This is a genomic window from Lacibacterium aquatile (genome assembly GCF_042683105.1).
GTDB classification, from domain to species: Bacteria; Pseudomonadota; Alphaproteobacteria; order Elsterales; family Elsteraceae; genus Lacibacterium; species Lacibacterium aquatile.
This window is the reverse complement of record NZ_JBHUIP010000016.1, coordinates 393,218-418,749: the sequence shown is the minus strand read 5'-3', so window position 1 is coordinate 418,749 and position 25,532 is coordinate 393,218. Positions and strand designations below refer to the sequence as shown.

The following is a 25,532-nucleotide window of genomic DNA, read 5'->3' as shown; positions in this document are numbered from 1 at the left end:
GTGGTGAAACTCGTTTATTCGCGCTCAACGCTGACGGCTCCGGCCTGGTCAGACTTCACGGCTGAATTAGCACCTGCAGCTAATTGTGCCAAAGAACAGCGCCCCCACCACGACGAAGACATTCTTGCTGGCTGGGAAGGCCTGGATTGGCCTGCAGCTCGCGCCCCGAAAAAGACCTGGGCCGCTTAAGCTTTCGACACTCTCGACAGCGCATCAAAGACACGACACATTCGCGGCTCTCAATAAGGCTCGTCTTGAACTCTGAGCCCTGAAGGATTGCCGTCCATGTTCCGTGCGCCCCATCTCCGCCTCAGCCTGATTGCCGCTTCAGCGGTCCTTGCCTTAAGCATTCTGCCTGCCTCGGCCCAGGCCCCGACCTCGGCCACCGCCGATCTGAACGTCAAAGGCGTTGAGGATGTGATCGCGGCGCTGCAAGCCCGCAAAGGCGACCGTAATTCGGCCCAGGCAGCCCTTTTCCTGACCCTGATGAAGCAGATTGGCCGTCCCGGGCCGGTCGCAAATGGCCGCACCAGCCTTGACTATAAGGTCACGACCACACCGGACGGCGGCGTTCTGGTCAATGGGATCGATATCATTCCGATCATCAATACCGCTTCGAAGCTGGGAGCCAGCCGTTGAGGCTTGCGGCCTTTGCTTTCATGACGGCCTGCGTAGCGCTCCCTGGGCATGCCCAGGATCTGCCCATGCCCTCGCTCAAAGATCTGCAAGGCATCATCCAGGGTCAGCAGGGCGGCGCGCAGAAGCCCGCCGCACCCACCACCCTCGGCGCGCAACCGACCGACCTCGGCTGCCCGCTGGAGGTCGAGGTGAGCGAGGAGTTTCGCGGCGCCGTCCCCAGCGGCTGGCAAAGCTGGTCCAGCGAGGCCAACCTGCCGCCCGCCGAACGGAAACGCAAACTGGCGAGCATCAGTTTCTACGACGGCACGCCCGCCGGTCAGAACAACCGCGCGCCGGTCCGCGAACGCAAGACCCTGGAAGGCAAGCGCGTCGACTGGTCTTTTGGCCCAGGCACCACCTGGCTTGCCTGCCGCTATGAAGACAGCCGCTGGACGCTGATCAAACCGCTGGCGCGGGGCGTGCGCCGCTGCGAGGCGACCTATACCCCCGAAGGCCGCCCCACCCAGCTCAACTGCCGCTAGACGATTGCCGGTTTCCGGCGCCCGGCATAGATGAACAGCCCGATCACCACCGCGACCCCTGCCAGAACCGCCACGGTCAGCAAGGGGCGATAGGCGAACCAGGCGACGGCAATGGTACCGCCGCCCAGCAGCAATGCGGCGCTGAAGGCCAGCAGCCCCTGCCCCAGCCGGACGATGCTGCCGATGAAAGGGATGACGTCGGCGAAAACCGCCAACGGGCCGCCCACCAGCATAAAGCCGACAAACAGCAGCACCAGCCCCACGCCGCGAAGGATCCAGGTGAGGATCGTATTCTCCGTACGGGCCGCCGCGAACATATCGTCCGCCGTCTTGATGCCCTCGGCGGTCATTAGCAGGCCGTCGCCCGCAGCCGTCTGATATTCAGCAAAACTATTGCCCACCTGCTTGGCAATGACACTGAGTTCGCCCGGCGCCACCACAACCCAGGTAATGCGATAGTCGCCAATCACCGGCTCATCGGGCGAATTGCCGAGATAGATGCCATCCTGAGTCAAACTGATCGGCTTGGAGCCGCGATAGGCCGAGCGCATGGCGCCAAGCCGATTCTCCGGCACGCTCAGCGGCTCCCAGTTCCCCAACTGATCCAACACATCCCGCGACAGAGCGAAGCCGCCCAGCCGGGCCTGCTTGGCCACGAAGTCCTGCCCGCTGATATCCATCCGGGGATTCCGGTGGCCGTTCGGTTCCTTGAAGTCGGCGCTATTGATCGACTCGTTCGACCAGGCCTTTTCATAGCTATAGGTCGTCACGGTTTCCTCGCCGCCGCCCAGCTTGGTGCGGGTAGAGGATTCGGTGCTTTCCTTCCATTGGTACATCTCGACCCGGCGGTAGAGGCGCAAGGCCTTTGCCGTCACGGCAAAGCCGGTATCCGCGACGGTGTCCGAGACATCGGTATTTCCCGCCAGATGGATCAGCCGACCTTCATTGGCCCGGTCGACGCGCCCCGCATCGACCGAAACGACGGCGCCCGCACCTTCGTCCAGCGATTTGGCCGTCGTGACAGCCCGCCCCTCGTTCCAGAACAGCCCAAAAGGACAGGCGATGATCAGCACGATGCCGATGAGCATGCCGATCAGGGATTGCTTCAGCCGCCCTCCCCAGGAAACCGACGTTGTTTCTGTAAAGCGATCCACGGGGCCCCACCCTGATGATACTTACCTTGGAGGGGATGATAGCTCAGCTGAAGTTTTGCCGTCGATGTGTCTGCGTCTTAACTTATCGACAGATGAAAGCGGCGGGGACCATTGCACGACAAGAATAGCTCGCCTCTTGACCTGTCTGGCGGCGGCGCTTACTTCCGCAGCCTAAGCTATTCATAACAGCCGGGGTTTTCTCGCATGAGCACCGAAACACTATCCTTCCAAGCCGAAGTGAGCCGCCTGCTCGATATCGTCGCGCACGCCCTCTATTCCGAGAAGGAGGTGTTCCTGCGCGAGCTGATCTCCAACGCCGCCGACGCCTGCGACAAACACCGCTACCTGTCGCTGACGGAACCGGAAACCGCCGGTCCCGCCGCGACTTACGCCGTCACCTTGAGTGTCGATGAAGAGGCCAAGACGCTGACCATCAGCGACAATGGCATCGGCATGAGCCGTCAGGAGCTGATCGACAACCTCGGCACCATCGCCAATTCCGGCACCGGCAAGTTCGTGGCCAACCTGACCGGCGATGCGAAGAAAGATCTATCGCTGATCGGTCAGTTCGGCGTCGGCTTCTATTCCTCCTTCATGGTCGCGGACAAGGTCACGGTCCTGTCGCGCCGGGCAGGCGAAGCCACCGCCCATGCCTGGGAAAGCGACGGGCGCGGCAGCTTCCAGATCTCCGAAGCCAGCCGCGACATCCATGGCACCGACATCACCCTGCACCTGAAGGCAGAGGCGACCGAATTCCTGCATGAATACCGCCTGGAAAACGTCGTCCGCCGCTATGCCGATCATGTGGCGCTGCCGGTGAAGCTGGGCGACAAGACCCTGAATGACGCCAGCGCGCTTTGGGCGAAATCCAAGAGCGAGGTGAGTGAGGAGCAGCTGCAGGGTTTCTACACCCACCTCTCCCATGACACCGAAGCGCCTTTCGCGACCATTCAGATCCGCGCCGAAGGCACGCTGGAATATTCCGCCCTGCTGTTCGCGCCCAAGACCCGGCCGTTCGACCTGTTCGATCCCGATCGCAAACATGGCGTGAAGCTCTATGTCCGCCGCGTCTTCATCACGGACGAGGCCAAGGAACTGCTGCCCGGCTATCTGCGTTTCGTGAAGGGCGTGGTCGATAGCGCCGACCTGCCGCTCAACGTCAGCCGCGAGCTGCTGCAGGCCAGCCCGCTGATGGGCAAGATCCGCTCCGGCCTTGTCAAAAAGATCCTGGGCGAGATTGGGAAGAAAGCCGACAGCGAGGATTACACCGCCTTCTGGGAAGCTTTCGGCCCGGTCCTGAAGGAAGGGCTGTACGAGGATTTCGAGAATCGCGAGACCCTGCTGAAGCTCGCCCGCTTCCGCACCACCAACGGCGATGGCTGGACCAGCCTTGCCGACTACGTTACCCGCATGAAGGAAGGTCAGGAGGCGATCTATGTTGCCTCCGGCGACGATCTGGCCGCCCTGCGTTCCAGCCCGCAGCTCGAAGGCTTCAAGGCCAAGGGCGTCGAGGTGCTGTTGCTGACCGATCCCATCGATGAATTCTGGCTGCCGTCGGTTCCCGCGTTCGAAAACAAGCAGTTCAAGTCGGTGACGCGCGGCGCGGCCTCCGACCTCGACAAGATCTCCGGCGGCGAGGAGAAGCCGGTCGAGGACACCGGCAACCTCTCCGACGTCATCGCGGCGATCAAGCTGGCGCTTGGCACCAAGGTCAAGGATGTCCGACCCTCCAAGCGTCTGACCGACAGCGCCTGCTGTCTTGTCGCCGACGAAGGCGACATGGATCTGCGGTTCGAACGGCTGATGCGCCAGCATAAGCGGGTGGAGGAAGCGGCCCCGCGCGTGCTGGAACTCAATCCGGGTCACGAGGCGATCAAGGGGCTGGCCGACAAACAGAAGAACGGCGCCGACATCACCGACGCCGCCTGGCTGCTGCTGGATCAGGCCCGCATCCTCGACGGCGAACCGCCGCTGGATGCCGCCGCCTTCGCCCGGCGGTTGAGTGCGCTGTTGGGTTAAAGGCCACCTGTGTCATCCCGGCCTCGAGCCGGGATCCGGCCGCCCTTATAGCCGACCTCAGGCGGCGGAGTGCGGCAACTCCCTTCGGCCGGATCCCGGATCAAGTCCGGGATGACAAATCAACCAACCCTTCCAGCTCCGCCGCAAACCTCTCCGCCGCCACCGCTGGAGTCCAGGGCTCCCAGGGTCGCATGCCGAAGCGTTCCTGCAAGGGATCCTCCTCCAGCAACGGCAGCTTGATCTGCAGGGCCTCGCGGCATTCCTGCTCGCTCCAGCCCGCGACGAACACCGCCTCGGCCGCTGCTGCCAGCCGGTCGGCTTTCTTGATCGGCTTCTTCCAGGCGTCGGGCAGCACGGACGGCAGCCCGAAGCGGGTATGCACCACCCCTTGCAACGCCTTATCCAGCGCCGCATAGCCCGGCCCCAGGAACGGCTTCAGAGGCGAGATCGGGTCGAAACAGACGCCCAGGCACTCCGATGCATCATGCAGCAGGAAGGCAAGCGCCAGCTTCGGCGTCATCTTGTCCCCCAGCTGCTGGCGTCCGATAGCCAGCACGCTCATGGCATGCTGGGCAACCGACAACGGCCAGGGCCAGATCGAATGGCCACCCCAGCGAAAGGTGCGCGCCGACCCCAGGGCCAGATCCGAAGGCTCGAAATCCAGCGGCGTTGGGTCGAGCAGATTAAGCCGCCGTCCGGACGGCAGGCGCACCCAGGCTCGGGGAGGTTTCTTGTCGATTGCAGGCATGGATCAGTTTAGCCTCGCCTATCGCTCCAGGCTCAAGAGGTTTTGCCGATGTCCGATATCCTGGCTCTCCGCCCCTTCATTCCGGCCAAGGACTTCGAGCTTTCCAAGCGCTTCTATCAGGCATTGGGCTTCATCATCACCCATCAGGATGGCCCGGTCGCAGGCCTCAAGATGGGCGGTCAGAGTTTCATCCTGCAGAATTTTTATGTCCAGGAAGCCGCCGAAAACCTGATGATCCAGATCCTGGTCCGGGATGCGGATGCCTGGTGGAGCCGGATCGACGGCGACAAGCTGGTCGCGGACTTCGGCGTCAAACCACCGCGGGCGCCCGCCATGCAGGAATGGGGCATGAAGGTCGGCTTTATCTTCGACCCCTCCGGCGTGCTGTGGCACGTCGTCGAAACGCAGTTCTAGGAGAATTTCACCAACACCGCGCCCGCGATGATCGCCGCGATGGCGATATAGCGCTGGTGCGGCACTTTCTCTTTCAGGAACAACACCCCCAGCAGCGTCGCAAAGACGATGGAGGTTTCCCGCAGGGCCGCCACCAGGGCGATCGGCGCCTTGGTCATGGCCCAGAGGGCGGGCATGTAGGAAACGACGGAGATCATACCCGCCGGGATCATGATTTTGCCGCGCACCCTGGCATGGCGCACCAGCGCCCCGCCGCGCCAGATCAGACCGACGGCGGTAATGAAGACCCCCTGCACGACCACAAGCCAAGCAGCATAACTAAAGGCACTGGTGGCGCTTCGGGCACCCAAACCATCGACCAAAGTATAGGCGGCCACGGTAAGCGCCGTCGCCCCGCCCATCAGCAGCACCCGCGCATTGCCCCTACCGAACAGGGCCAGCGCCAGAATTCCGCAGCCGATGCAGAAAATCCCGGCCCAGCCCAATGGTCCCGGCAGGTCGGTTGCCAGGAAAGCCGCCAAGAGCGCCGACAGCAGCACCCCACCGCCCCGCATGATCGGATAACCCACGGTCACGTCCCCGGCCTGATAGGTCATGGCGATCAGGGGGAAGTAAAGCGAATGGATGATGGTCGATACTGCGATCAGCGGCCAGGACTGGGCCGGTGGGAAATCGACAAACGGCAGAAAAAGACATCCAACGATCACATTCCCGGCTGCCACCAGGATCACATCCATCACCCGGTCGCCACCGCCACCGCCGCCTGATTTCACCGCCACGTTCCAGCTGGCATGCAGAAGCGCGCCGACGAGGACGATCAACAGGACATCGATGGGCATGGGGAGATCTACTCGTCACAGAAATGAAATATCACCCTAGCGGCCCGTTCCCACCCCCTCAAGAGCCTATCGGCGCTTGACGTGCGCGGGCGCGTCGGCTAGGCGAAAGCTGTTGTTTTTCACCCCCATGCTCTTAGGAGATCAGCCGTGGCGCAGTTGCAGCCGGTGCGCGGAACCCATGACCTTCTGCCCGAGGACGAGCGTCGACACCGCGCGGTGATCGATACCGCCCGGCAGACGGCGGGTCGCTACGGCTTCGAGCGTGTCGAAACGCCGATCTTCGAATTCACCGAAGTCTTCACCCGCACCGTGGGCGAGACCAGCGATATCGTGACCAAGGAGATGTATGTCTTCGAGGATCGCGGCGGTGAGAGCATCGCCCTGCGCCCCGAAGGCACGGCCGGTGTCGCGCGCGCCGTCATCTCCAACGGCCTCGCCCAGAACCTGCCGTTGAAGATGTTCTACAACGGCCCGATGTTCCGCTACGAGCGGCCGCAGAAGGGACGCCAGCGCCAGTTCCACCAGATCGGCATGGAGCTGATCGGCCCGACCACGCCGCTCGCTGATGTCGAGGTAATTTCCTGCGGCGCCGATATCCTGGATAATCTCGGCATCCTGTCCCGTGTGCAGCTTGAGCTGAACACCCTGGGCGATATCGCAAGCCGCAACGCCTATCGCGCGGCTTTGGTCGAGTATTTCAGCGCCTTCCGCGACAAGCTGTCGGAAGACAGCAAGCTGCGCCTGGAAAAGAACCCGCTGCGCATCCTGGACAGCAAGGACGAAGGCGACCGGGTCTTCGTCAAGGACGCTCCGACCTTCGAGCAGTACCTGAGCAATGAGGCCAAGGATTTCTTTGGCGGCGTGACCAGGGGCCTCGATACCATCGGCATCCCCTATACGCTGGCCCCGCGCCTCGTCCGTGGTCTCGACTATTACACCCACACCTGTTTCGAGTTCGTAACGACTGAGCTTGGCGCCCAGGGGACAGTCATGGCGGGCGGTCGTTATGACGGGCTGATCCGCGACATGGGCGGCCCCGATATCGCCGGTGTGGGCTGGGCAGCGGGCATCGAGCGCCTGTCGATGATGCTGGGGTTCGAGCCGGAAGTGGCCCGTCCCCTGGTGCTGGTACCGCTGGGCGAAGCTGCCGAAACCGAAGCTTTGAAACTGGCCCATCAGCTGCGCAAGGCAGGCCATACGGTCGATGTCGGCTTCTCCGGAAACCTGAAGAAGCGTCTGATGCGTGCCAATAAGCTCAAGGCCACCAAGGCCATCATCCTGGGTGAGGATGAGTTGGCCAAGGGTGTGGCGGCAGTCCGTGATCTCGACAGCGGCGAACAGGCCGAAGTCGCGTTGACCGATCTGCTGCGGCATCTGGGCTAAGCCGGACAGCGCCGGATGCGCCCCTTTGCCCTTGGGGTCGATTTCCGGCGCGCCAGCCAGCCGATGCGCGATCTGCTGGCCGATCTGCCCCATCCCGCCCTGCCGCCCGGCTGCGGGGAGGCGCTGTGGCTGATCGCCCCCGACCGGGTGGAGCTGCATGGCACCGCCAATGATCCGCTGGGGCCGCTGATGGTCTGGCAGGAGTTGGGCGCGCCCGAGCCCTATATCCATTGGGACCGCGCCGCCCTGCGCCATCTGGCGCGGGTGACGGCAGGCCTGGAATCGCCGCTGACCGGCGATCCCAGCATGCCCGACCATGTGAAAGCCGCCGCCCGTACGGCTTCCGCCCACGGTGCTTTCGGCAGCGACCTTGGCCAGCGGGTCATGATGGCGCTGGGGATCGCCCATCAGGCAAGAACGGTTGGTGGGCTGGCGGATTATCCCAAGCGCATCGGCATCCAAGCCGTCACCGCTGCCCAGCGTCTGCATGGGGGTCTGAAACAGGCGAGCCTGTTGGTGATCGGCGAAGCCGCAGAGACACTCGCCAAACCTTTTGTCGAAGCGGGCGTCGGCAGCATCTTCACCCTGGCGCGGGATGGGGAGTTTGCCCTGCGCCTGGGCGGTCAGGCCGTCCCGCCCGAACCGCTGGCCGATAGTCTGGCCCGCGGCGATATCGTGGTCACAGGCCTAAGCCTGGGCCGTCCGGTGATCGAGGCCGAGGATCTGCGCACCGCTCTGAAGGTCCGCCGCCGCCGCCCGATCCTGCTGATCGATGGCGGATTGCCTGCCGACGTGGCACCGGATGCCGCCGAGTTTGACGATATCTTCACCTACACGCTGGCCGATCTTGCCGATATGGCCTATCAAGACGGCGCATCGGTCTTGACGCAGGCAGCCAGCCTGATCGACAAGCTGGTTGCATCGGCGGAAGGCGAGTCTGCGGTGCTGGGCGCACTGGACGCGCTGATCGATGCACAGCGGGTGGCGGCCCTGACCCGGCACCCGCGCGATGCCGACAAGGCCACGCGTGACTTTGCCGACCGGCTGCTGAACCGCCTCCGGGCGTCCCTGGGTCCAAAAGCGGATCCGGCGCTTGGGCAAGCCGCGCAGCAGTTGTTTGGTTTGATGGATGATTTTGACAAGGATTCGGAACGGTGAGCTTTAGCGATACATTGGCCCGGTTGAAGGCCCGCCACCTCGAATTGAACGATATTCTGGCGGGCGAGCTGCCGACGTCGGACTTCGTCAAATTCTCCAAGGAATATTCGGACCTGACGCCACTGGTCGCCAAGATCAACGATCTCGATCAGGCCAAGGACGAGCTTGTCTCGCTGGCTGCCCTGATGCAGGACAACAGCGATCCCGAAATGCGGGATATGGCCGAAGCCGAATTTCACGAGCTGAAAGCCAAATTGCCGGAACTTGAGCGCGCCCTGCAGATCGAGCTGCTGCCCAAGGATGCGGCCGACGAAAAGAACGCCATCCTGGAAGTGCGCGCCGGTACCGGCGGTGAGGAAGCCGCCCTATTCGCCGCCACCTTGCTGCGCATGTATCAGCGTTATGCCGATATCCACGGCTGGCGCTTTGAAGTGATGGAAGTCAGCGACACCGGCCTGGGCGGCATCAAGGAAGCCACCGCCGCCATCCAGGGCCAGAATGTGTTCGCGCGCCTCAAGTTCGAAAGCGGCGTGCATCGCGTTCAGCGCGTGCCGGAAACCGAGGCCAGCGGCCGTATCCACACCTCCGCCGCCACCGTCGCCGTGCTGCCGGAAGCCGAAGAAGTCGATATCCAGATCGAAGAAAAAGATCTGCGCATCGACGTGTTCCGCTCCTCGGGTCCGGGCGGTCAGTCGGTCAATACCACCGACAGCGCGGTGCGCATCACCCATCTGCCGACCGGCCTTGTGGTCAGCCAGCAGGACGAAAAGTCCCAGCATAAGAACAAGGCCAAGGCCCTGCGTGTGCTGCGCGCTCGTCTCTATGACCTCGAACGTCAGAAGATCGACAATGAACGCGCCGCCAGCCGCAAGAATCAGGTGGGCAGCGGTGACCGGTCCGAGCGCATCCGCACCTTCAATTTCCCGCAAGGCCGCGTCACCGATCATCGCGTGAATCTGACGCTCTATAAGATCGATAAGATCGTCTCGGGTGAAGCGCTGGACGAGATCATCGAAGTGCTGATTGCCGAGGATCAGGCCGCCCGCCTCGCCGATGTCGACTGAGGCCGACGCCCTCCTGGTCAGCGCCACCCAGCGGCTTGCCGCCGTTGGAAACGACACGGCCCGACTCGATGCCCGCCTCCTGCTGGCCGCTGCCTGCGGGGTCGAGCCTGCCGACCTGACCCTGGGCCGCGTCCAGACCCTGCAGCCAGCCCAGCGCGCCCGCTTCGCCCGCATGATCGCCCGGCGCGAGCGGAACGAGCCGGTGGGACGCATCTTGGGGTATCGCGAGTTCTGGTCGCTGAATTTCCGCCTGGGCCCGGATACGCTGGAGCCACGCCCGGATAGCGAGGCGCTGGTCGAGGCCTGTCTTGCCCGTCTGCCGGAGCGCACGGCGCCCTATCGTATGGTCGATCTCGGCACCGGCACCGGCTGCCTGTTGCTGTCGATCCTGAGCGAACGCCCCCAGACCAAAGGCGTCGGGGTGGATATCGCCCCCGGCGCTCTGAGGGTCGCGCGCCGCAATGCCGTCGACTTGGGCCTGAAACCGCGCGCCCGTTTTCAGCTTGGCAATTGGCTGACCGGCATCGGCGCGACTTTCGATCTGATTCTGTCGAACCCGCCCTATATCCCAAGTGCTGATGTCCTGGCGCTCGCGCCGGAGGTGAAGGATTTCGACCCGGCCCGCGCGCTTGATGGCGGTCCCGATGGCCTCGGCCCCTATCGCATTCTGGCCGCACAGGCGCCCGCGCGGCTCAAGAAAGGCGGTTGGCTTGCGGTGGAGATCGGCTGGGATCAGGGGCCGCGCGTCGCCGATCTGTTTAAATCAGCCGGACTGACCGAGGTCGCCGTCTTGCCGGATCTTGGTGGCCGGGATCGTGTAGTCGTCGGACTTAAAGCACAAGCCTGACCGACTTTTAGAAAAAAAGCCCTTGGCAAGCATGGGATAGTGACGATAGCTTGCCTCTATTCCAGCAATACGAAGTTCTTCAGGTTTGGGGAAGCTTCGGTGATCGGCTCAGATGGGGCCGGACGCACGCTAGGGGTCGGACCCTGCCGTTAATGGTTCAGGGCGACGACCGATAAGGCGGGAATCGCGCATTTCGGCGCTTTCCCTTAGCTTTTCGGTGACAATAACTCAGCCAAGGTGCCATGAGACAAGGTCCGCATATGAAGCGCTCGCGTGGGCGCGGTCAAGGGGGACAGAATAACGGCGGCATGGGCGGTGGTCACAACCACGGCCAGCGTAACCACGGTGGCCAGAATGGCCAGAGCGGCCGCCCGCAGAATATTCGCCACCAGAATTTCGACAGCAACGGACCCGATGTCCGCGTGCGCGGTAACGCCTATCAGGTCTATGAAAAATACCTGACGCTGGCACGCGACGCGACCTCGAGCGGTGACCGCATCCAGGCTGAGAACTACTTCCAGCACGCCGAACATTATTATCGCCTGATCAACGCCGCTCACGAGGCCCAGGGCACCGGCCCGTATCTGCCTAACCAGCAGGGGCGCGAGTTCGAGGAAGGCGAAGGCCAGAATAATCAGCAGCAATCGCAGCGCACCGATCAGCAGGGCCGCGAAGAAGGCGGCGAGCCCACCGAGGGTGGTGAGGATCAACCGCGTGAGCGTTCCGAGCAGAACGAGGGCTACCGCGACCGTCCCGAACGCAATCGGGACCGCAACGAGCGCGGCGACCGCCCGGATCGTAACCAGGATCGCAACTTCGACCGTGGCGACCGTGAAGATCGTGGCCCCCGGGAAGATCGCGCACCACGTGAAGATCGCGCGCCCCGCGAAGACCGGGCCCAGCGCGATGATCGTGGCCCCAGAGAAGATCGCGGCCCCCGTGAAGACCGCGCACCGCGTGAAGATCGTGGTCCGCGCGAGGATCGGGGTGGACGCCGTCCGCGTCAGCCGCGCCCGATGGAACTCGATGCGCCCCAGCCCGAAGCGCCGCTGCCCTATGAACCGGCCCCCGCGCCTGTTGCTGCAGCGCCGGTTGCCCCCGTCGCTCCGGCGCCTGTCGCAGCCGAGCCGGTTGCCCCGGCTCCGGTAGCACAGCCGACCGCAGCCGCACCCCAGGCCGATCTGCCGCTGGCTGGTGACGCCGCTGGCGAAGCTGCCCCGGCAGCTCCCCGCCGTCGCGGTCGTCCGCCGAAGGTCAAGACGGCCGAACCGGCCGGCGAATAATCTAAAGACCCCAGCCGCGAGTGCTTGTCCTGCGCGCGCGGCTGGGCCATCTATAGTTCGTCATGATCGTCTACAGCCTGCAATGCACCGGCGGCCACCAGTTCGATGGTTGGTTCCGCGACAGTGCCACCTACGACGCCCAGACTGCGGCGCATGAAGTGTCGTGCCCTGTCTGCGGATCGCTGGACGTGTCCAAGGCCCTGATGGCCCCGGCCGTCCGCTCCTCCAAAAAACGGGAAGCCACCCAGGCAACCGAGGCTGAACAGGCCCAGGCCGCCGTGATGCAGGCCCTCAAGACCATCCGCCGCGAAGTTGAAGACAACTGCGACTATGTCGGCAGCCAGTTTGCCGAGGAAGCCCGCCGCATCCATTATGGCGAAGCCGACAAGCGCGGCATCTATGGCGAGGCCAGCGCCGATCAGGCCGCCGAACTTGCCGACGAAGGCATCGAAGTCGGCCAGATCCCCTGGGTCCAGCTGGATAATTGAGATAGGTCTACATCCTCAAAAACCTCGTCACCCCGGGACTTGATCCCGGGGTCTCCAGCCATTTGTGCCTTGTCGTCACCCCGGGACTTGATCCCGGGGTCTCCAGCCATTTGTGCCTTGTCGTCACCCCGGGACTTGATCCCGGGGTCTCCTCCGGGGGCGTTTCCATGTTATCTCAGCACGACTAGACAGGCTCCCGGAGGAGATCCCGTGGTCAAGCCACGGGATGACGAGATGAGAAGATCATGACCCCTGACCCAACAGCGCACCTCACCGATCTGATCCGCGACGTACCACTTCTCCAGTCGGTCCTTGAGAAGATCGAGTCACTCAACCTGCCCGATGCCTGGCTGGTGGCAGGCTCCATCGCCGGGATCGTCTGGAACCATCAGGCCGGACAGCCTGCCCTGCAGGGCATCCGCGACCTCGATATCGTCTATTTCGACCCGCAGGATCTTTCTGCCGACACCGAAGCGGCGCTGGAGGCGAAGTTCGCCGAATTCCCGCTTCCCATCGACGTCAAGAATCAGGCGCGGGTGCCGCTCTGGTTCGAAGCCAAGTTCGGCGTGCCCTGCCCGCCCTATCGCGACACGCCCGACGCCATCGCCAGCTATCCCACCACCTCTACCACCCTTGGGGTCAGACAAGTTGGCAAGCACCTACAGATATGTGCTCCCTTTGGTCTAGTGGATCTTTTTGACGGCGTAATACGCGCAAATGGACGCCTGACCACCGAAGAAGTCTATGTCAAGAAAACCACACGGTGGGTTGCGGAATGGCCACACCTGTTAGTCTTACCGTGGTCTGAACGTGTCTTACCTGAATCGCCTACGGTGACACTTTAAGTTAGACTGCGGCCGCTATGGAGCGGCGACGTCTTGAGAACTCCCTTCTGGTCCTGACGGCATCGGCGCCTCCGCGTCGGTCCCTTTGGCATGCCATCATCGGACTGACCGCCCTGGAAAGTGCCGTCGCCGCCGTCGTCCTGATAGCGGGCAATCCGCCCCCGCAGGCTCCCCGCATCGAAATCGCCCTGGGTCCGTCGACCCTGCCGCCGCCGGTCGACCATCGCACGATTCCCGGCGTTCCGACCGATATGCGCCGCTATGTGGTGGTGGAGATGGGGCCGCCAGATCTACCCGATCTTGGCCTTAGTCCCGAGCCCCACCGTCAGGCGCTGCCGCCGCCGACCGAGCGGTTGATCACAAGGCTCGACCGCTCCTTGCGTGAGCCGCCGCAGATCACTTTCCGCAATCCCGATGCCCTGGCCGCCCCGCCCGGCCTCGCCGCGATCCAGGAGGTGCATCCCGCCCCTGACGCCGTCGCAGACCATTTCCCGGCACCGGAGAACCACACCCTCGGGGAGCCCACCGCACCCGCCCGCGCAACGCCACCGGAAAGCTGGCCCGCGCCCGGTCCGGGCCTGCCCGACGATGTGCCGGTAGCCAGCCTGCCTGGCCTCGATCCACTGCCAAAGGCGTCAGACCCTCTGCTGGCCGAGATCGAGCCCACCCCGAGCGGCCAGCCCGACCTGTTCGCTGCCCTGATGCCGCCGGTGTCCGAAACACAGGCCCCTGTGCTCCAAGCGCGCGCCGACCAGCTGCCGCGCCCGCTGGTGCGTCCTTTAGCTGAACCGCCACCGGCAAATTTGCTGGCAAGCGAGGATCGCCTGACGCCGCAGCGGGCGCTGGTACCGGAAGCCGCCGTCGCTGCCCTGCCGACGCCCGAGCCCCTGCCGCGGCTGCGTCCGGCCGTCGGCGAAATCCCACGCGCCCTCGCTGCCGTCGCGGTCAGCGAGCCCCTTGCCGCAACCGGCAGCCTGCTCGCCGATATCCGGTCACCCGACTGGCGGCGCTTCGAAGGGCTGGACCTGACCACCGGCCCGATGATGGTGCCGGAACAGAGCCGCCCGCCGAACCAGACGCCCCAGGACAGCCCGCCCGCGCCGGTCGTGCTGGTGATGGAAACAAGTTATCCGCGCCCCGTCGCCCGGATCGAAGCGCCCCCGCCCGCGCCAAAGCTTGCCCTGGTGGATGTCCGCAGCCCCCGCGCGCCACGAGGCGGCGAAGGCCCGATCAAGCCGACGCCGGTCACCCTAGCCTGGATTGGCGAAGCGCCGTTGCGCCGCCCGACCACCCCCAGCGAGCCGATCGAGAACCGCGCCGAGATCTTCGCCCGCCTGGCCGATACGCCCCTGCCGCGCCTGCGCCTGGATGCCCTGCCCAAGGTCGCGAGCCTGCATCTGGCCGAAAGCCCCTCCTCCTCCCCCCGGGTCGAGGATGTGGATATCAGCGCCTTCAAGGCCCTGCGCATGTTCGACGTCGCCCCGGATACGACTGGCGGCGCGGTTGTCAGCGACCGGCCGATGGCACTGGTTCCCCACGGGGCGGCCAAGGATGTGGCCAAGTTCGTGACCATCCTGCGCGACCTCGATTATGGGACCGGATCCATGCTGTCGGTGCCGGGCTTCTTCCTGCGCAAGCTGCCGGTGGATTTCGACCGCGAGGAAGGCGAGCGCAAGAAGAAGCTGTTCATGCGCGCGATCCTGCCCCACATCCTGCATGCCAACGAGCGGGTGCTCTATCTGCGTCGCCGGATCATCGATCTCGCACCCAAGGTCGAGGTTGCCCAGCTGACGCCCGAAGAGAAGGACTTCCTCGATGCCACCATCGCCGAAATCGGCATGGAGAAATGGGATTTCCTGGAACTGATGCGCCGCCTCGACATCGTGCCGCCGTCCCTAGCCCTGGCCCAGGCGGCGGAGGAAAGCGGCTGGGGTACCTCGGACATGGCGGTCAGCGGCAATGCGCTGTTCGGGCAGGTGCATTGGGTCAAGGCGTCGGGCACTACCGTGCGCCAGCAGCGGCCCTTCGACGATCTGCACGAAGGCGTCTATGCCTATGTGAAGAACCTGAATACCCATCGCGCCTATTCCAAGTTCCGCGAGCGCCGCGCCCAGCTGCGCACCAAGGGTCAGCGCCCCAACGGCCTCGCCCTGATCGGCGAGCTGGAGAAATACTCCGAACGGGGCGACGCCTATATCCGCACCATCCGCGGCCTGATCGTCAGCAACAATCTGCTGGCCTATGACGACGCCCGGTTCCGCGCGGGCACCAGTCTCGAATAAGTCGCAGCCGCTGCTATCGCACCGACATCAAACCGTGCCTATAGTGGGCAGCCATGTATGATGACGTCGTCGATCTTCGCGATTTTTACCAGAGCCGCCTGGGGCAGGTGACCCGGCGCATTCTGCGTCAGCGGATTTCCAAATTCTGGCCCAAGCTCGACGGGATGAGCGTCATGGGCCTCGGCTATGCCACCCCTTTCCTGCGCCAGCTGCGCGAGGATGGTGTCCGCACCATCGCCTGCATGCCCGCAAGCCAGGGTGTGTTGCGCTGGCCGCCCGACGAACTGAACGCCGTGTTTCTGGCCGATGAGGGCGAATTGCCCCTGCCGGACGGATCCGTCGACCGCGTGCTGCTGGTGCATGCCCTGGAGCGGTCGGAACAGGTTCGCCCCATGCTGCGCGAGATCTGGCGGGTGCTGGCCAGCAACGGGCGGCTGCTGGTCATTGCCCCCAACCGACGGGGCATCTGGGCGCGGCTGGACCGCACGCCGTTTGGTTCCGGTTCTCCTTATTCGCCGGGGCAGCTGACACGCCTGCTGCGCGACAATCTCTTCACCCCGACCGAGGTGGATCAGGCGCTCTACGTCCCCCCCTCGAACGGACGAATGATGCTGCGGATGGCCAATACGCTGGAAGGTTTTGGCGGGCGCTGGTTCCCGACCGTAGCGGGCGTCGTCCTGGTCGAAGCCTCCAAGCAGCTCTACGCCGTTCCGCCCCCGCGCAAGATCGAGAAACGGCGCCAGCTGCTGATCCCCGCCATGCCGGGACGCGCGACCCGGGTGTCACAGCGGGAAGACTTGCGGTAATTAGTTTCCGATGTAACTATGTCGCTATATTGCCACTTCACAGCAGTGGATCGCGACATCATGCAGAACCATCCGCATCGCCCCGAGTCGACCCGGGCGGACTTTACCATCGACCAGAATTGGGACGCCCATACGGCCGAAGAGCACGCCATCTGGGCCACCCTGTTCAAACGTCAGCAGCAGATCCTGAAAGGCCGCGCTGCCCAGGAGTTCCTGGACGGTATCGATATTCTGAACGTCAGCTCCGATGGTGTTCCGGACTTCCGGCGCCTCAATGATATCCTCGGCGCCCGCACGGGCTGGCAGATCGTTGCCGTGCCGGGCCTCGTGCCGGACGATATCTTCTTCGACCATCTGGCGAACCGCCGCTTCCCTTCCACCTGCTTCATCCGCACGGCCGAGCAGCTGGACTACATCCAGGAGCCGGACGTCTTCCACGATGTTTTCGGCCACGTCCCGCTGCTGGTGAACCCGGTCTTTGCCGACTACATGCAGGCCTATGGCAAAGGCGGCGTGAAGGCCATGCAGCTGGGGGCGCTACATAATCTCTCCCGCCTTTATTGGTACACCGTGGAATTCGGTCTGATCCGCACGCCGGACGGCCTGCGCATCTATGGTGCCGGGATCGTCTCCAGCCAGGGCGAAAGCGTCTTCAGCCTGGAAAGCTCGGCCCCCAACCGCATCGGATTCGATCTGATGCGGATCATGCGGACCCGCTACCGCATCGATGATTTCCAGGAGAGCTATTTCGTCATCGACAGCTACGAGCAGCTGTTCGAGGCCACCCGCCCCGATTTCACCGGCTATTATGAGACGCTGAAGTCCCTGCCGGAAGTCGAAGCCGGGGAGATCCAGCCAGAAGATACGGTACTCAATCGGGGGACGGGCAGGACACGACCGGCGGCTTAGGCCTCCTTCCCCGAAGGCCTCACCTCATTGACCTCGTCATCCCGGCCTTCGAGCCGGGATCTTGTGTGGCCACACTGCGTAGGGTTTCTTCAACACCTGGACGCGGCTCGTCTACCCAAGATCCCGGATCACGTCCGGGATGACAGATTCTCTTCAGGTGCGAGGTTATCTCTGCCAGTAGCCGTAGGGGTAAATTACTTCGAAGCCGAAACCCCGATACAGCGCCCGCGCCGGTTCATTATCGCCCTGGGTCTGCAACAACCCCTTCGTGCCGCCCATCCTGCGCCCTTCAGCCAGCAGCGCGCGCATCAACCGCTTGCCAATTCCGCGCCCACGGGCGGCGGGGGCGGTATTGACCTCATAGATGCAGAAGTGACCGCGATCCAGCACACCCAGAGCAACCGCCAGCACTTCACCGTCTTCGCTTAAAGTCGCAAAGCGGGCTGGATGGGCGATCAGGCTCAGCAGCGCCCGGTGTTTCTCCAGCAGGCCGCGCACCACACCGCAGGCGCCCAGGGCGTCAAGCCAGGCATTATCCTGCTTCGGCTTGAAGGCGACGGCGGGATCGGCCTCCGCTTCCGGCAGAGACTGGGCAAGCTGTACCACGGACGGCTTGAAGGTTTTATAACCCCGCACCGTGAGGGCTTCGCGCATGGCGTCGGGCAGCAACGGCGTGTCGCGGAATACCGTCGGCAGACCGGCAGCTTTATAAAGCTCTTCGAGCTCCGCCAGCACCTCCGGCGCAGGCCGGGTGGAAGCATAGACAGCATTCACCGAATTGGCCCTGCCTGTAACGCCATTGCCCAGGCGCGCCACATAACCATCCACAAGCGCTGTGCGCAGCGTCGGCCAGGTCGACAGCTGGATTTCTTCGAGCGGGCGGATCTGATCGGGCGTCAGGTTCAGCATGGGGCGCGGCGATACCAGTAGCTATAGGCGTGAGAAAAACCCAGGCGAGCATAGAGAGCGTGCGCCGGTGCGTTAGACGCCACAACCTGCAGCAAGGCCGTCGTCGCCCCCCGCTCCTGCCCCCAAGCCATCAAGGCGCGGCAGAGGCGGTCGGACAGGCCCTGGCGCCGGACTTGCGGTGCTGTTGCGATCTCATGCAGCATCAGCACTCCGTTTTCCAGGGTGCCGAGGCCGAGGGCCAATGGTGCCTCCGCAGGGCCGATATAGGCATAGGCGGACAGCACCCGCGACAGGCCCAACAATTCGCGATGTTCGGCGATACGTTCCGGGCTGGCGCCGCCATGGGCCAAGGCGCCGATCCAGCTGGGCTCTGCCACCGGCACCAAAGCCACGCCCGCGTCCGGCCTGGCTGCCGAGAGATCGGCGACCTGCACATCGGTTTCCGCCAGACGCTCCCAGCCCAGACGATCCAGCACCGGATCCAAGGCAGGCTCCGCCAGCGGCGTGATGCGGGCAACCGGGCAGCGGCCTGCGGCCCGGAACAGCGCCACGGCTTCCGTCAGGCGCGCCGATAGCGGCATGCGGCCTTCGGTCAGGGCATTGATGGAGGTGGATCGATTGGTGACGCCGCTCGACAGGCGGATGGCCCAGCCATCCAGCAGCACCGTGCGGCGAGCAGGCCAGCTGGCGAGCTGCACCTGCTCCAGCGCCAAAAGCGAACGGCCGCCCAGGTTTCCCAAGGCGGCCATCACGCTATCAGATCCGTCCAGGGACGAGCTCAGTTGAGCCGGCCCGGCAGGTCGGCAATCGCCTGATCGATCATCTGACCGGCAAGCGCGCCCGAGGTCTTTTCCACCAGTAGCTTCGAAGTGGCGGCAATCGCCACATCGACGGCAACCGACCGGACTTCGGCCAGGGCAGCGGCCTCGGCCTGGGCGATCTTGTCCAGGGCGCCTTTCTGGCGACGGGCAAGAGTACCTTCCAGATCGGCGGCAGCAGCCTTGCTGATCTCGGCAGCAGCGTGCTTGGCCTGTTCCACGATCCGGGTCGAATCGGCCTGTGCGGTGGCCGATTCGCTCTTGGCCTTGGCCAGCAGGGCCTCGGCTTCGGTACGCAGGGCAGTGGCTTCCGCCAGCTGAGCCCGCACCGTCGCGGTGTGGTTATCGAGCAGCGCGGTCAGGGCGTTCCAGATCTTCTTGCCGGCGACGGCAACGAAGAGCGCAAAACCGAGCAGCACCCAGAAATTGGTATCATGCAGCATGTTAGGCACGCTCCCGCAGGGTCTGGTCGATGGCGCCAGCGGCGTCAGCTTCCGACACGGTCGTACCGGTCAGCTTCGAGGCGGCGGCAGCGGCGACTTCCGTCGCGATCTGACGCACGTTATCGAGAGCCGACTGCTTGGCAGCCGCAATCCGCGCTTCAGCAGCGCTGGCTTCGGCCGACAGGCGCTGGGCAAGTTCCAGCTCGCGGCGCTTGGCTTCGGCATCGGCCGAGTCCTGGGCGGCCTTCATGACCTCCTGCGCGGAAGCGCGGGCGGCAAGCAGGCTTTTCTCGGTCTCGGCAAACAATGCCTCGGCAGCATCGCGCGCGGCCTTGGCAGCGGCAATGTCGCCATCGATGCGGGCCGAGCGTTCGTCAAGAATGCTGGCGATCTTGGGCAGCGCCACCTTGCTCATCAGAACGAGGAGCAGGATGAATGAAACGGCGACCCAGAAGATCTGCATCGAGAAAAAGGCGGGATTAAGCTGGGGCATCACGCTTCCCTGGAAAAATCCGCGCGCCCCGGCCGACGAGAAGCCGACTCAGGGCGACACCTTTGAACCCAAAGGCCGGACGGCAAGCCATCCGGCGGGTGGTCCGATAACACGGACCGGCGAACCGGTCCGTGTCAGAGAACCTTAGACGAAGAGGATCAGCAGGGCGATCAGCAGGGCGAACAGCGCGACCGCTTCGGTCAGCGCGAAGCCCAGCATGCCGACGCCGCGCAGGTTGCTTTCGACGGCCGGATTGCGAGCGATCGAAGCGATCAGGGTCGAGAAGATGTTGCCGAGGCCGATGCCGACGCCGAAGAGGGCGATAACGGCGATGCCGGCACCAATCATCTTTGCAGCCTGAACGTCCATGGTACTTCCTTCCTTAAACGAGACTGTAGAAACAGAACTAACTAACGAAACCCGAGGATGCTCGACTGCTCAGTGCAGTTCGATCGCGTCCTTGAGATAGAGGCAGGTCAGCACGCTGAAGACATAGGCTTGCAGCAGGCAGACGAGAATTTCGAGGGCCGTCAGCGCCGACATCATCACCACCGGCAGCGGCGAGGCGAAGATCGGCAGGCTGATGGCGAAACCGGCGAAGACCTTCAGCATCGTGTGACCGGCCATCATGTTGACGAACAGACGGACGGACAGGCTGATCGGACGCACGCAGTAGGAAATCACCTCGATCACGATCATCAGCGGCGCCAGCCACAGCGGAACACCCGCGGGCAGGAAGAAGCTGAAGAAATGCAGCCCGTGACGGGCCAGGGCGATGATCGTCACCATGATGAAGATCGAAATCGCCAGCGCAAAGGTCACGATGATGTGGCTGGTGAAGGTGAAGGAATAGGGGAGCATGCCCAGCAGATTGCCGAACAGCACAAACATGAAGATCGAGAAGACGAAGGGGAAATACTTCATCCCCTGCTTGCCCGCATTCTGGCGGACCAGATCGGCAACAAAACCGTAGAGAACCTCGGCCATCGACTGCACGCGGCCCGGCACCATCGCGCGGCGGCTGCCGGCAACCAGCATCAGCGTCGCTATCAGAACGACGGCGATCATCATCCAGGCAGCAGAGTTATTGAACGAGATATCGATGCCGCCGATGTTGAGATCGACCAGCTTCTTAATCTCGAACTGCTCCAGAGGGCTATGTCCTGCTGCCACCTGATGCTCTCCCACAAGAAGGCTGCCACATGCCGTCAGGCATGGGGCGTGTCGTTGCTTTTCGTCTTGCCGTCCTTCCGGTACCCGACCCCATAGCCGTAGCCCGAAAGTGAACGATAGACGTTCAAGAATCCCGCTGCTGTGCCCAGAAAGAAGAAGATGATCAGGCACCAAGGCTTGGTATCCAGCCAACGGTCGAGGCCGTATCCGACCCCGATCCCGAACAGCACGCCCCCGACCAGATCGGTCCCGGCGCGCATGCCCTGGTTAAGCCCCCCTTTGCTCGCCTGTTGGGCGGGCTCCGGTTCACTCAACCCCCGTTGAGCCTCCAGGCGTTTGAGGCGCTCATCGAACCCTTTCGGGGTCTCTTCCTCAGCCATGGCAAACCAACTCCTCAATGCCGAGACTTCCGCCCCTGGCATAGCGCGGCGCACCATAAGAGCGTGGCTCATGCCCTGTCAAGGCGCGGGTGTGGATAACAGCGCGGAAGTGACGCTTTTTCTGTAGCAGCGACGTTTTGCCCTTCCCGAGATGGGAGGGTCGCGGCGACTCATTAGTCAGATAGATCGATTGCTGACGAATGATCTATCTGACTAATGAGTAGCGGTTCACTATCTTTCGTCATCCTCGGGCTTGACCCGAGGATCCATCTTTCCACAAACCGCGTAGGGGTCGGTGTCGAGCAACCGCCATGGATCCTCGGGTCAAGCCCGAGGATGACGGCCTTAAAGAGGGCGAAGCTCGAGGATTATACCCCCCAAAAGCCCCCCCTATTCCCGCTCCAACCCGGGCAGGCTGGGGCTGCGGGGGTCTTTTTCGGGGAAGCGCATGCGCTCGGCCCTGGCGAGGTCGACGGAGACCAGCTGGCTGACGCCCCGTTCGGCCATGGTGACGCCATAGAGACGCTCCATGCGGGCCATGGTCAGGCGATGGTGGGTGACGACCAGGAAGCGCGTCCCCGACGCAGCAGAAATCTGATCCAGCAAGCCGCAGAAACGATCGACGTTGGCGTCGTCCAGCGGCGCATCCACTTCGTCGAGCACGCAGATCGGCGACGGATTGGTCAGGAAGACCGCGAAGATGAGCGACAGCGCCGTCAGCGCCTGCTCGCCACCCGACAGTAGGGACAGCAACTGCAGCTTCTTGCCCGGCGGGCTGGCATGGATTTCCAGGCCCGCCGCCAGCGGATCCTCGCTTTCGGTCAGGATCAGCTTGGCCTGACCGCCGCCGAAGAGCCGGGTGAACAGCTCCTCGAAATGTTTGCGCACCTCCTCGAAGGCAGCCAGCAGACGCTCGCGCCCTTCGCGGTTGATCTGGGTAATGGCAGTACGCAGGCGGGCAATCGCCTGGGTGAGATCTTCGCGTTCCTCGGTCAGGCTCGTCAGCTGGGTTTCCAGCTCCGCCGCCTCTTCCTCGGCCCGCAGGTTGACGGCGCCCAGGGCGTCGCGGTCGCGGGTCAGCTTTTCAAGGCTCTGGGCCGCCGCTTCGACAGCAGGCAAAGCCTGCTCCAGATCGACATTCGCCAGCGCCGCCACCTCATGGGGAGCGCAGCCCAGACGTTCCTGGATGCGGTCGGCGACGCGATGCGCTTCCTCGATGGCGGCATCGCGCTTGGCTTCGGCGCGGATCAGCGTCTCGCGGGCGTTCATCACCGCCGCCTCGGCCTCGCGCGCCGCTCGGGTCGCCTCCAGCACCGTGCGCTCCCCGGCGACCAGGGCGTCGGACGCCTTGCGGCGGTCAGCCTCGGCCTTCTCAATGAAGCCCATCAGATTCTGACGGCGCTCCTGCAATTCGGCGGGCAGATCCTCCAGGGCGGCGAGATCTTCCTCGACGCCCAACCGACGTTCGGCCAATTCCTCCAGCCGTTCGTCCGAACCGCCTGCCCGGTTGCGCCATTCCTCTGCCTCGCGGGCCAGGGACGCCAGCCGCTGGCGGCGCATCTCGGCTTCGCGCTTCACGGCATCGCGGGCGGTGCGGGCGGTGAGAATGCGGGCGCGGGCCTCGGCGGCCTGTCCGCGCGCCTCGCCAACTGCCGCTTTCAGGGTGGCGGCATCCGGCAGCGCATCCTGTTCGGCCATGGTGGCGGACAGCGCGGCTTCCACCTGCTCGGCTTCGGTTGTCAGGCGCTCGGTTTCGGTATCGAGTGCAGCCAGGCGCTGGGTCGCCCCGGCATGGGCGGCCACGATCTTGGCATGGCGGTCGCGCTCCCCGGCCAGGGCCTGGGTTGCCGCCCGCTCGTCGGCACGGGCCGATAGTTCGGCTTCCTGGGCCAGGGTCGCGCGGCCTTTGGCGGCGGTGACCGCATCGCGCGCGATCTCGACCTCTTCCTCCAGCCCTTCCAGCTCCATCCGCAGCTCGGCAAGCCGGTTACGCTGGGCCAGACGTAGGGCAGCGGCGGTCGGCGCCCCGGCGGCCAGCCCAAACCCATCCCAGCGATAGAGCGCGCCTTCCAGCGTCACCAGCCGCTGACCGGGCTTCAACTGGCCCCGCAGCTCGGGTGTCAGGCTATTCACGACACCGGTCGCCGCCAGACGATGCTTCAAGGCGGCAGGCGCCTGACAGAAACGGCTAAGCGGCTGGGCACCCGCAGGTAGTCCCGGCACGGCGATATCCGGCGGGTTGGGCAGCCAATGGGGACCATCGGAGGTTTCCGCCACCGGCGCATCCAGATCGTCACCCAAGGCCGCCGCCAGCGCCGCCTCATAGCCGGAGGTCACGGTCAGGCTATCCAGCACCCCGGCATCATCCGACCCAGCCGAGGCCTTGAGAGCGGCTTCCAGCCCACGCACCTCGGCCTGAAGGGCGACGAGACGGCCTTCGATAGCCTGGAGCGTGCGGGTCGCCTCGCTCTCGGCGCCTTGAGCCCCGATGCGCTTTTCCTCGGCGGCCTGGAGCAAGGCACTGGCCCGCTCCTGCCGTTCCTCGGCGGCCATCAGCCGTTCCTCGGATTCCTCCGGGGAGGCTGCGCCATCCAGGTCGGCCTGCAAGGCGGCGCGGCGATCCTCGATGCCCGCCAGATCCCGGTCGAGGGCTTGATAGCGGTTATCCAGCTCGGCCAGCCGCAGGTCGAAGGAGGCGCGCTTGGCTTCAAGCTCGGCCGCGCGCTGGGTCGCGGCCTGCAACGCGGCTTCGACTTCCTCTGCCGCCAACTCGGCCTCGGCAACCACTTCGGCCGCCAGCTCCAGCGCCTCGGCCTCTTCCTCCTGGGCATCCGTGATGCTCTGGCGTTCCTCGTCCAGGCGGCGGATGGCGCCATCGGCATCGCCAGCCAGGGATTTTTCACGCTCGATATCGCGGGCGATCTGCTCCAGCGCCGCCACCAGACGGCTGCGGGTTTCGCCATAGCGACGCTCTTCGGCCTCGATCTCGCCCTGGGCCAGGGCCAGCCGCTGCACCTGCGCAGATGCCGCCGCCTCTGCCTGACGCAGCTCCGGAAGAATGGCGCTGGCTTCGGTTTCCAGGGTCGACAGCTCGGCCGTCTTGCCCGTCGCCTCGCCTACGGCACGTTCGGCCCGGCGCACGTCTTCGGCGGTCTGTTCACGCTGGCTGGTGGCCTCGGCCCAGCGGACCGCCAGCAGGATCGCCTCGGTCTTGCGGATTTCTTCGGACAGGCTGCGATAGCGCTGCACCTGACGGACCTGCCGGGCAAGGCTCTGGGCCTGGGATTGCAGGGTCGCCAGCACATCTTCAAGACGCGCGAGATTAGCTTCGGCGGATTTGAGCTTGCTCTCCGCCTCACCGCGCCGGGACTGCAGACCGGCGATACCGGCGGCATCCTCCAGGATGGCCCGGCGGTCGGCAGGACGCGCCGCGATCATCGCCGCAACTCGGCCCTGGCTGATCAGGGAGGGCGAATGGGCGCCGGTCCCGGCATCGGCAAACAGCAGCTGAACGTCACGGGCGCGGGTTTCGCGGCCATTGACCTTATAGAGCGACCCCTTGCCACGATCGATGCGGCGGGTGACTTCCAGCTCGCTCGCGTCATTGAACTGCGCGGGCGCCCGTCGGTCGGCATTGTCGATGGTCAGGGAGACTTCGGCGAAGTTACGCGCCGGACGGCCGGTGGTGCCGCCGAAGATGACGTCGTCCATCTCGCCGCCGCGCATCTGGCGGGCGGACGTCTCGCCCATCACCCAGCGCATGGCTTCGACGAGGTTGGATTTGCCGCAGCCGTTCGGTCCCACCACCCCGGTCAAGCCGTTGGCAATGGGGACCTCGGTCGCTTCGACAAAGGATTTGAAGCCAGCAAGGCGCAGCTTGGTAAAAAACATCGCTGCGCCTGACCGGCTGGGGCCGT

General features: G+C 64.4%; 25 protein-coding genes. 14 read left to right on the top strand and 11 right to left on the bottom strand.

Annotated features, from left to right (window positions below):
• Nucleotides 1–285: 285 nt before the first annotated feature.
• Together ACFSM5_RS21575 and ACFSM5_RS21570 are read left to right on the top strand one after the other, a co-directional pair.
• Nucleotides 286–639, top strand: coding sequence for a hypothetical protein (locus tag ACFSM5_RS21575; RefSeq protein WP_379878922.1), 354 nt, complete (start codon nucleotides 286–288; stop codon nucleotides 637–639).
• A gap of 65 nt (nucleotides 640–704) precedes the next feature.
• Complete coding sequence (locus ACFSM5_RS21570) at nucleotides 705–1,160, top strand: STY0301 family protein (RefSeq protein ID WP_379878920.1); 456 nt, start codon at nucleotides 705–707, stop codon at nucleotides 1,158–1,160.
• Here the strand turns inward: ACFSM5_RS21570 and ACFSM5_RS21565 are convergent.
• A complete protein-coding gene (locus tag ACFSM5_RS21565) occupies nucleotides 1,157–2,314 on the bottom strand; it encodes a TMEM43 family protein (RefSeq protein ID WP_379878918.1) in 1,158 nt (385 codons plus the stop codon). The two genes, ACFSM5_RS21570 and ACFSM5_RS21565, sit on opposite strands and share 4 nt — an antisense overlap.
• 204 nt (nucleotides 2,315–2,518) lie before the next feature.
• Between ACFSM5_RS21565 and htpG the strand changes: the two genes are divergently transcribed.
• A complete protein-coding gene (gene htpG / locus ACFSM5_RS21560) occupies nucleotides 2,519–4,333 on the top strand; it encodes a molecular chaperone HtpG (protein WP_379878916.1) in 1,815 nt (604 codons plus the stop codon).
• Between the two features lie 100 nt (nucleotides 4,334–4,433).
• Here htpG and ACFSM5_RS21555 read toward each other — a convergent pair whose 3' ends face one another.
• Nucleotides 4,434–5,081 carry a phosphohydrolase gene (locus ACFSM5_RS21555; protein WP_379878914.1) on the bottom strand — a complete coding sequence of 216 codons (648 nt, stop codon included), beginning with the start codon at nucleotides 5,079–5,081 and terminating at the stop codon, nucleotides 4,434–4,436.
• Nucleotides 5,082–5,129: 48 nt separating this feature from the next.
• Between ACFSM5_RS21555 and ACFSM5_RS21550 the strand changes: the two genes are divergently transcribed.
• On the top strand, nucleotides 5,130–5,495 hold the full coding sequence (locus ACFSM5_RS21550) for a VOC family protein (protein ID WP_379878912.1): 366 nt from the start codon (nucleotides 5,130–5,132) through the stop codon (nucleotides 5,493–5,495).
• On the opposite strand, the gene ACFSM5_RS21545 is transcribed toward ACFSM5_RS21550, so the two are convergent.
• Nucleotides 5,492–6,334 carry an EamA family transporter gene (locus ACFSM5_RS21545; protein ID WP_379878910.1) on the bottom strand — a complete coding sequence of 281 codons (843 nt, stop codon included), beginning with the start codon at nucleotides 6,332–6,334 and terminating at the stop codon, nucleotides 5,492–5,494. The two genes, ACFSM5_RS21550 and ACFSM5_RS21545, sit on opposite strands and share 4 nt — an antisense overlap.
• Nucleotides 6,335–6,481: 147 nt before the next feature.
• Here ACFSM5_RS21545 and hisS point away from each other — a divergent pair, with 147 nt between their 5' ends.
• The 10 genes from hisS (at nucleotide 6,482) to phhA (ending at nucleotide 17,399) form a co-directional block, all read left to right on the top strand.
• The gene (gene hisS, locus ACFSM5_RS21540; protein ID WP_379878908.1) at nucleotides 6,482–7,717 is read left to right on the top strand and encodes a histidine--tRNA ligase; all 1,236 of its coding nucleotides are present in this window, start codon (nucleotides 6,482–6,484) and stop codon (nucleotides 7,715–7,717) included.
• Nucleotides 7,718–7,732: 15 nt separating this feature from the next.
• Nucleotides 7,733–8,875, top strand: coding sequence for a glutamyl-tRNA reductase (locus ACFSM5_RS21535; RefSeq protein ID WP_379878906.1), 1,143 nt, complete (start codon nucleotides 7,733–7,735; stop codon nucleotides 8,873–8,875).
• A complete protein-coding gene (gene prfA / locus ACFSM5_RS21530; protein ID WP_379878904.1) occupies nucleotides 8,872–9,939 on the top strand; it encodes a peptide chain release factor 1 in 1,068 nt (355 codons plus the stop codon). The genes ACFSM5_RS21535 and prfA overlap by 4 nt, the downstream gene beginning before the upstream one ends.
• Nucleotides 9,929–10,786 carry a peptide chain release factor N(5)-glutamine methyltransferase gene (gene prmC / locus ACFSM5_RS21525; protein ID WP_379878902.1) on the top strand — a complete coding sequence of 286 codons (858 nt, stop codon included), beginning with the start codon at nucleotides 9,929–9,931 and terminating at the stop codon, nucleotides 10,784–10,786. Before prfA ends, prmC begins: the two co-directional genes overlap by 11 nt.
• A gap of 260 nt (nucleotides 10,787–11,046) precedes the next feature.
• Complete coding sequence (locus ACFSM5_RS21520; protein WP_379878900.1) at nucleotides 11,047–12,069, top strand: DUF4167 domain-containing protein; 1,023 nt, start codon at nucleotides 11,047–11,049, stop codon at nucleotides 12,067–12,069.
• 62 nt (nucleotides 12,070–12,131) lie between these two features.
• Nucleotides 12,132–12,557 carry a DUF1178 family protein gene (locus ACFSM5_RS21515; RefSeq protein WP_379878898.1) on the top strand — a complete coding sequence of 142 codons (426 nt, stop codon included), beginning with the start codon at nucleotides 12,132–12,134 and terminating at the stop codon, nucleotides 12,555–12,557.
• 245 nt (nucleotides 12,558–12,802) lie between these two features.
• The gene (locus ACFSM5_RS21510; protein WP_379878896.1) at nucleotides 12,803–13,402 is read left to right on the top strand and encodes a nucleotidyltransferase family protein; all 600 of its coding nucleotides are present in this window, start codon (nucleotides 12,803–12,805) and stop codon (nucleotides 13,400–13,402) included.
• Nucleotides 13,403–13,419: 17 nt separating this feature from the next.
• The gene (locus ACFSM5_RS21505) at nucleotides 13,420–15,684 is read left to right on the top strand and encodes a glucosaminidase domain-containing protein (protein ID WP_379878894.1); all 2,265 of its coding nucleotides are present in this window, start codon (nucleotides 13,420–13,422) and stop codon (nucleotides 15,682–15,684) included.
• 53 nt (nucleotides 15,685–15,737) lie between these two features.
• Entirely contained in the window at nucleotides 15,738–16,490 is a 753-nt protein-coding gene (locus tag ACFSM5_RS21500; protein ID WP_379878892.1) for a class I SAM-dependent methyltransferase, read from the top strand.
• A gap of 60 nt (nucleotides 16,491–16,550) precedes the next feature.
• Entirely contained in the window at nucleotides 16,551–17,399 is an 849-nt protein-coding gene (phhA, locus tag ACFSM5_RS21495; protein ID WP_379878890.1) for a phenylalanine 4-monooxygenase, read from the top strand.
• Nucleotides 17,400–17,564: 165 nt separating this feature from the next.
• Here the strand turns inward: phhA and ACFSM5_RS21490 are convergent, their stop codons facing one another.
• The 8 genes from ACFSM5_RS21490 to ACFSM5_RS21455 all read right to left on the bottom strand — a co-directional run bounded on the left by ACFSM5_RS21490 (nucleotide 17,565) and on the right by ACFSM5_RS21455 (nucleotide 25,506).
• Complete coding sequence (locus ACFSM5_RS21490) at nucleotides 17,565–18,308, bottom strand: GNAT family N-acetyltransferase (RefSeq protein ID WP_379878888.1); 744 nt, start codon at nucleotides 18,306–18,308, stop codon at nucleotides 17,565–17,567.
• On the bottom strand, nucleotides 18,302–19,057 hold the full coding sequence (locus ACFSM5_RS21485; RefSeq protein WP_379878886.1) for a GNAT family N-acetyltransferase: 756 nt from the start codon (nucleotides 19,055–19,057) through the stop codon (nucleotides 18,302–18,304). The genes ACFSM5_RS21490 and ACFSM5_RS21485 overlap by 7 nt, the downstream gene beginning before the upstream one ends.
• A 29-nt stretch (nucleotides 19,058–19,086) precedes the next feature.
• A complete protein-coding gene (locus tag ACFSM5_RS21480) occupies nucleotides 19,087–19,569 on the bottom strand; it encodes a F0F1 ATP synthase subunit B family protein (protein WP_379878884.1) in 483 nt (160 codons plus the stop codon).
• A 1-nt stretch (nucleotide 19,570) separates the two neighbouring features.
• Nucleotides 19,571–20,062, bottom strand: coding sequence for a F0F1 ATP synthase subunit B family protein (locus tag ACFSM5_RS21475; RefSeq protein WP_379878882.1), 492 nt, complete (start codon nucleotides 20,060–20,062; stop codon nucleotides 19,571–19,573).
• A gap of 144 nt (nucleotides 20,063–20,206) precedes the next feature.
• Nucleotides 20,207–20,431: an ATP synthase subunit C family protein gene (locus tag ACFSM5_RS21470; protein WP_379878880.1), complete on the bottom strand. Its 225-nt coding sequence runs from the start codon at nucleotides 20,429–20,431 to the stop codon at nucleotides 20,207–20,209.
• 69 nt (nucleotides 20,432–20,500) lie between these two features.
• Nucleotides 20,501–21,235: a F0F1 ATP synthase subunit A gene (locus ACFSM5_RS21465; RefSeq protein WP_379878878.1), complete on the bottom strand. Its 735-nt coding sequence runs from the start codon at nucleotides 21,233–21,235 to the stop codon at nucleotides 20,501–20,503.
• 35 nt (nucleotides 21,236–21,270) lie between these two features.
• The gene (locus ACFSM5_RS21460; RefSeq protein ID WP_379878876.1) at nucleotides 21,271–21,615 is read right to left on the bottom strand and encodes an AtpZ/AtpI family protein; all 345 of its coding nucleotides are present in this window, start codon (nucleotides 21,613–21,615) and stop codon (nucleotides 21,271–21,273) included.
• Nucleotides 21,616–22,005: 390 nt separating this feature from the next.
• A complete protein-coding gene (locus tag ACFSM5_RS21455) occupies nucleotides 22,006–25,506 on the bottom strand; it encodes an AAA family ATPase (RefSeq protein WP_379878874.1) in 3,501 nt (1,166 codons plus the stop codon).
• Nucleotides 25,507–25,532 lie beyond the last annotated feature (26 nt).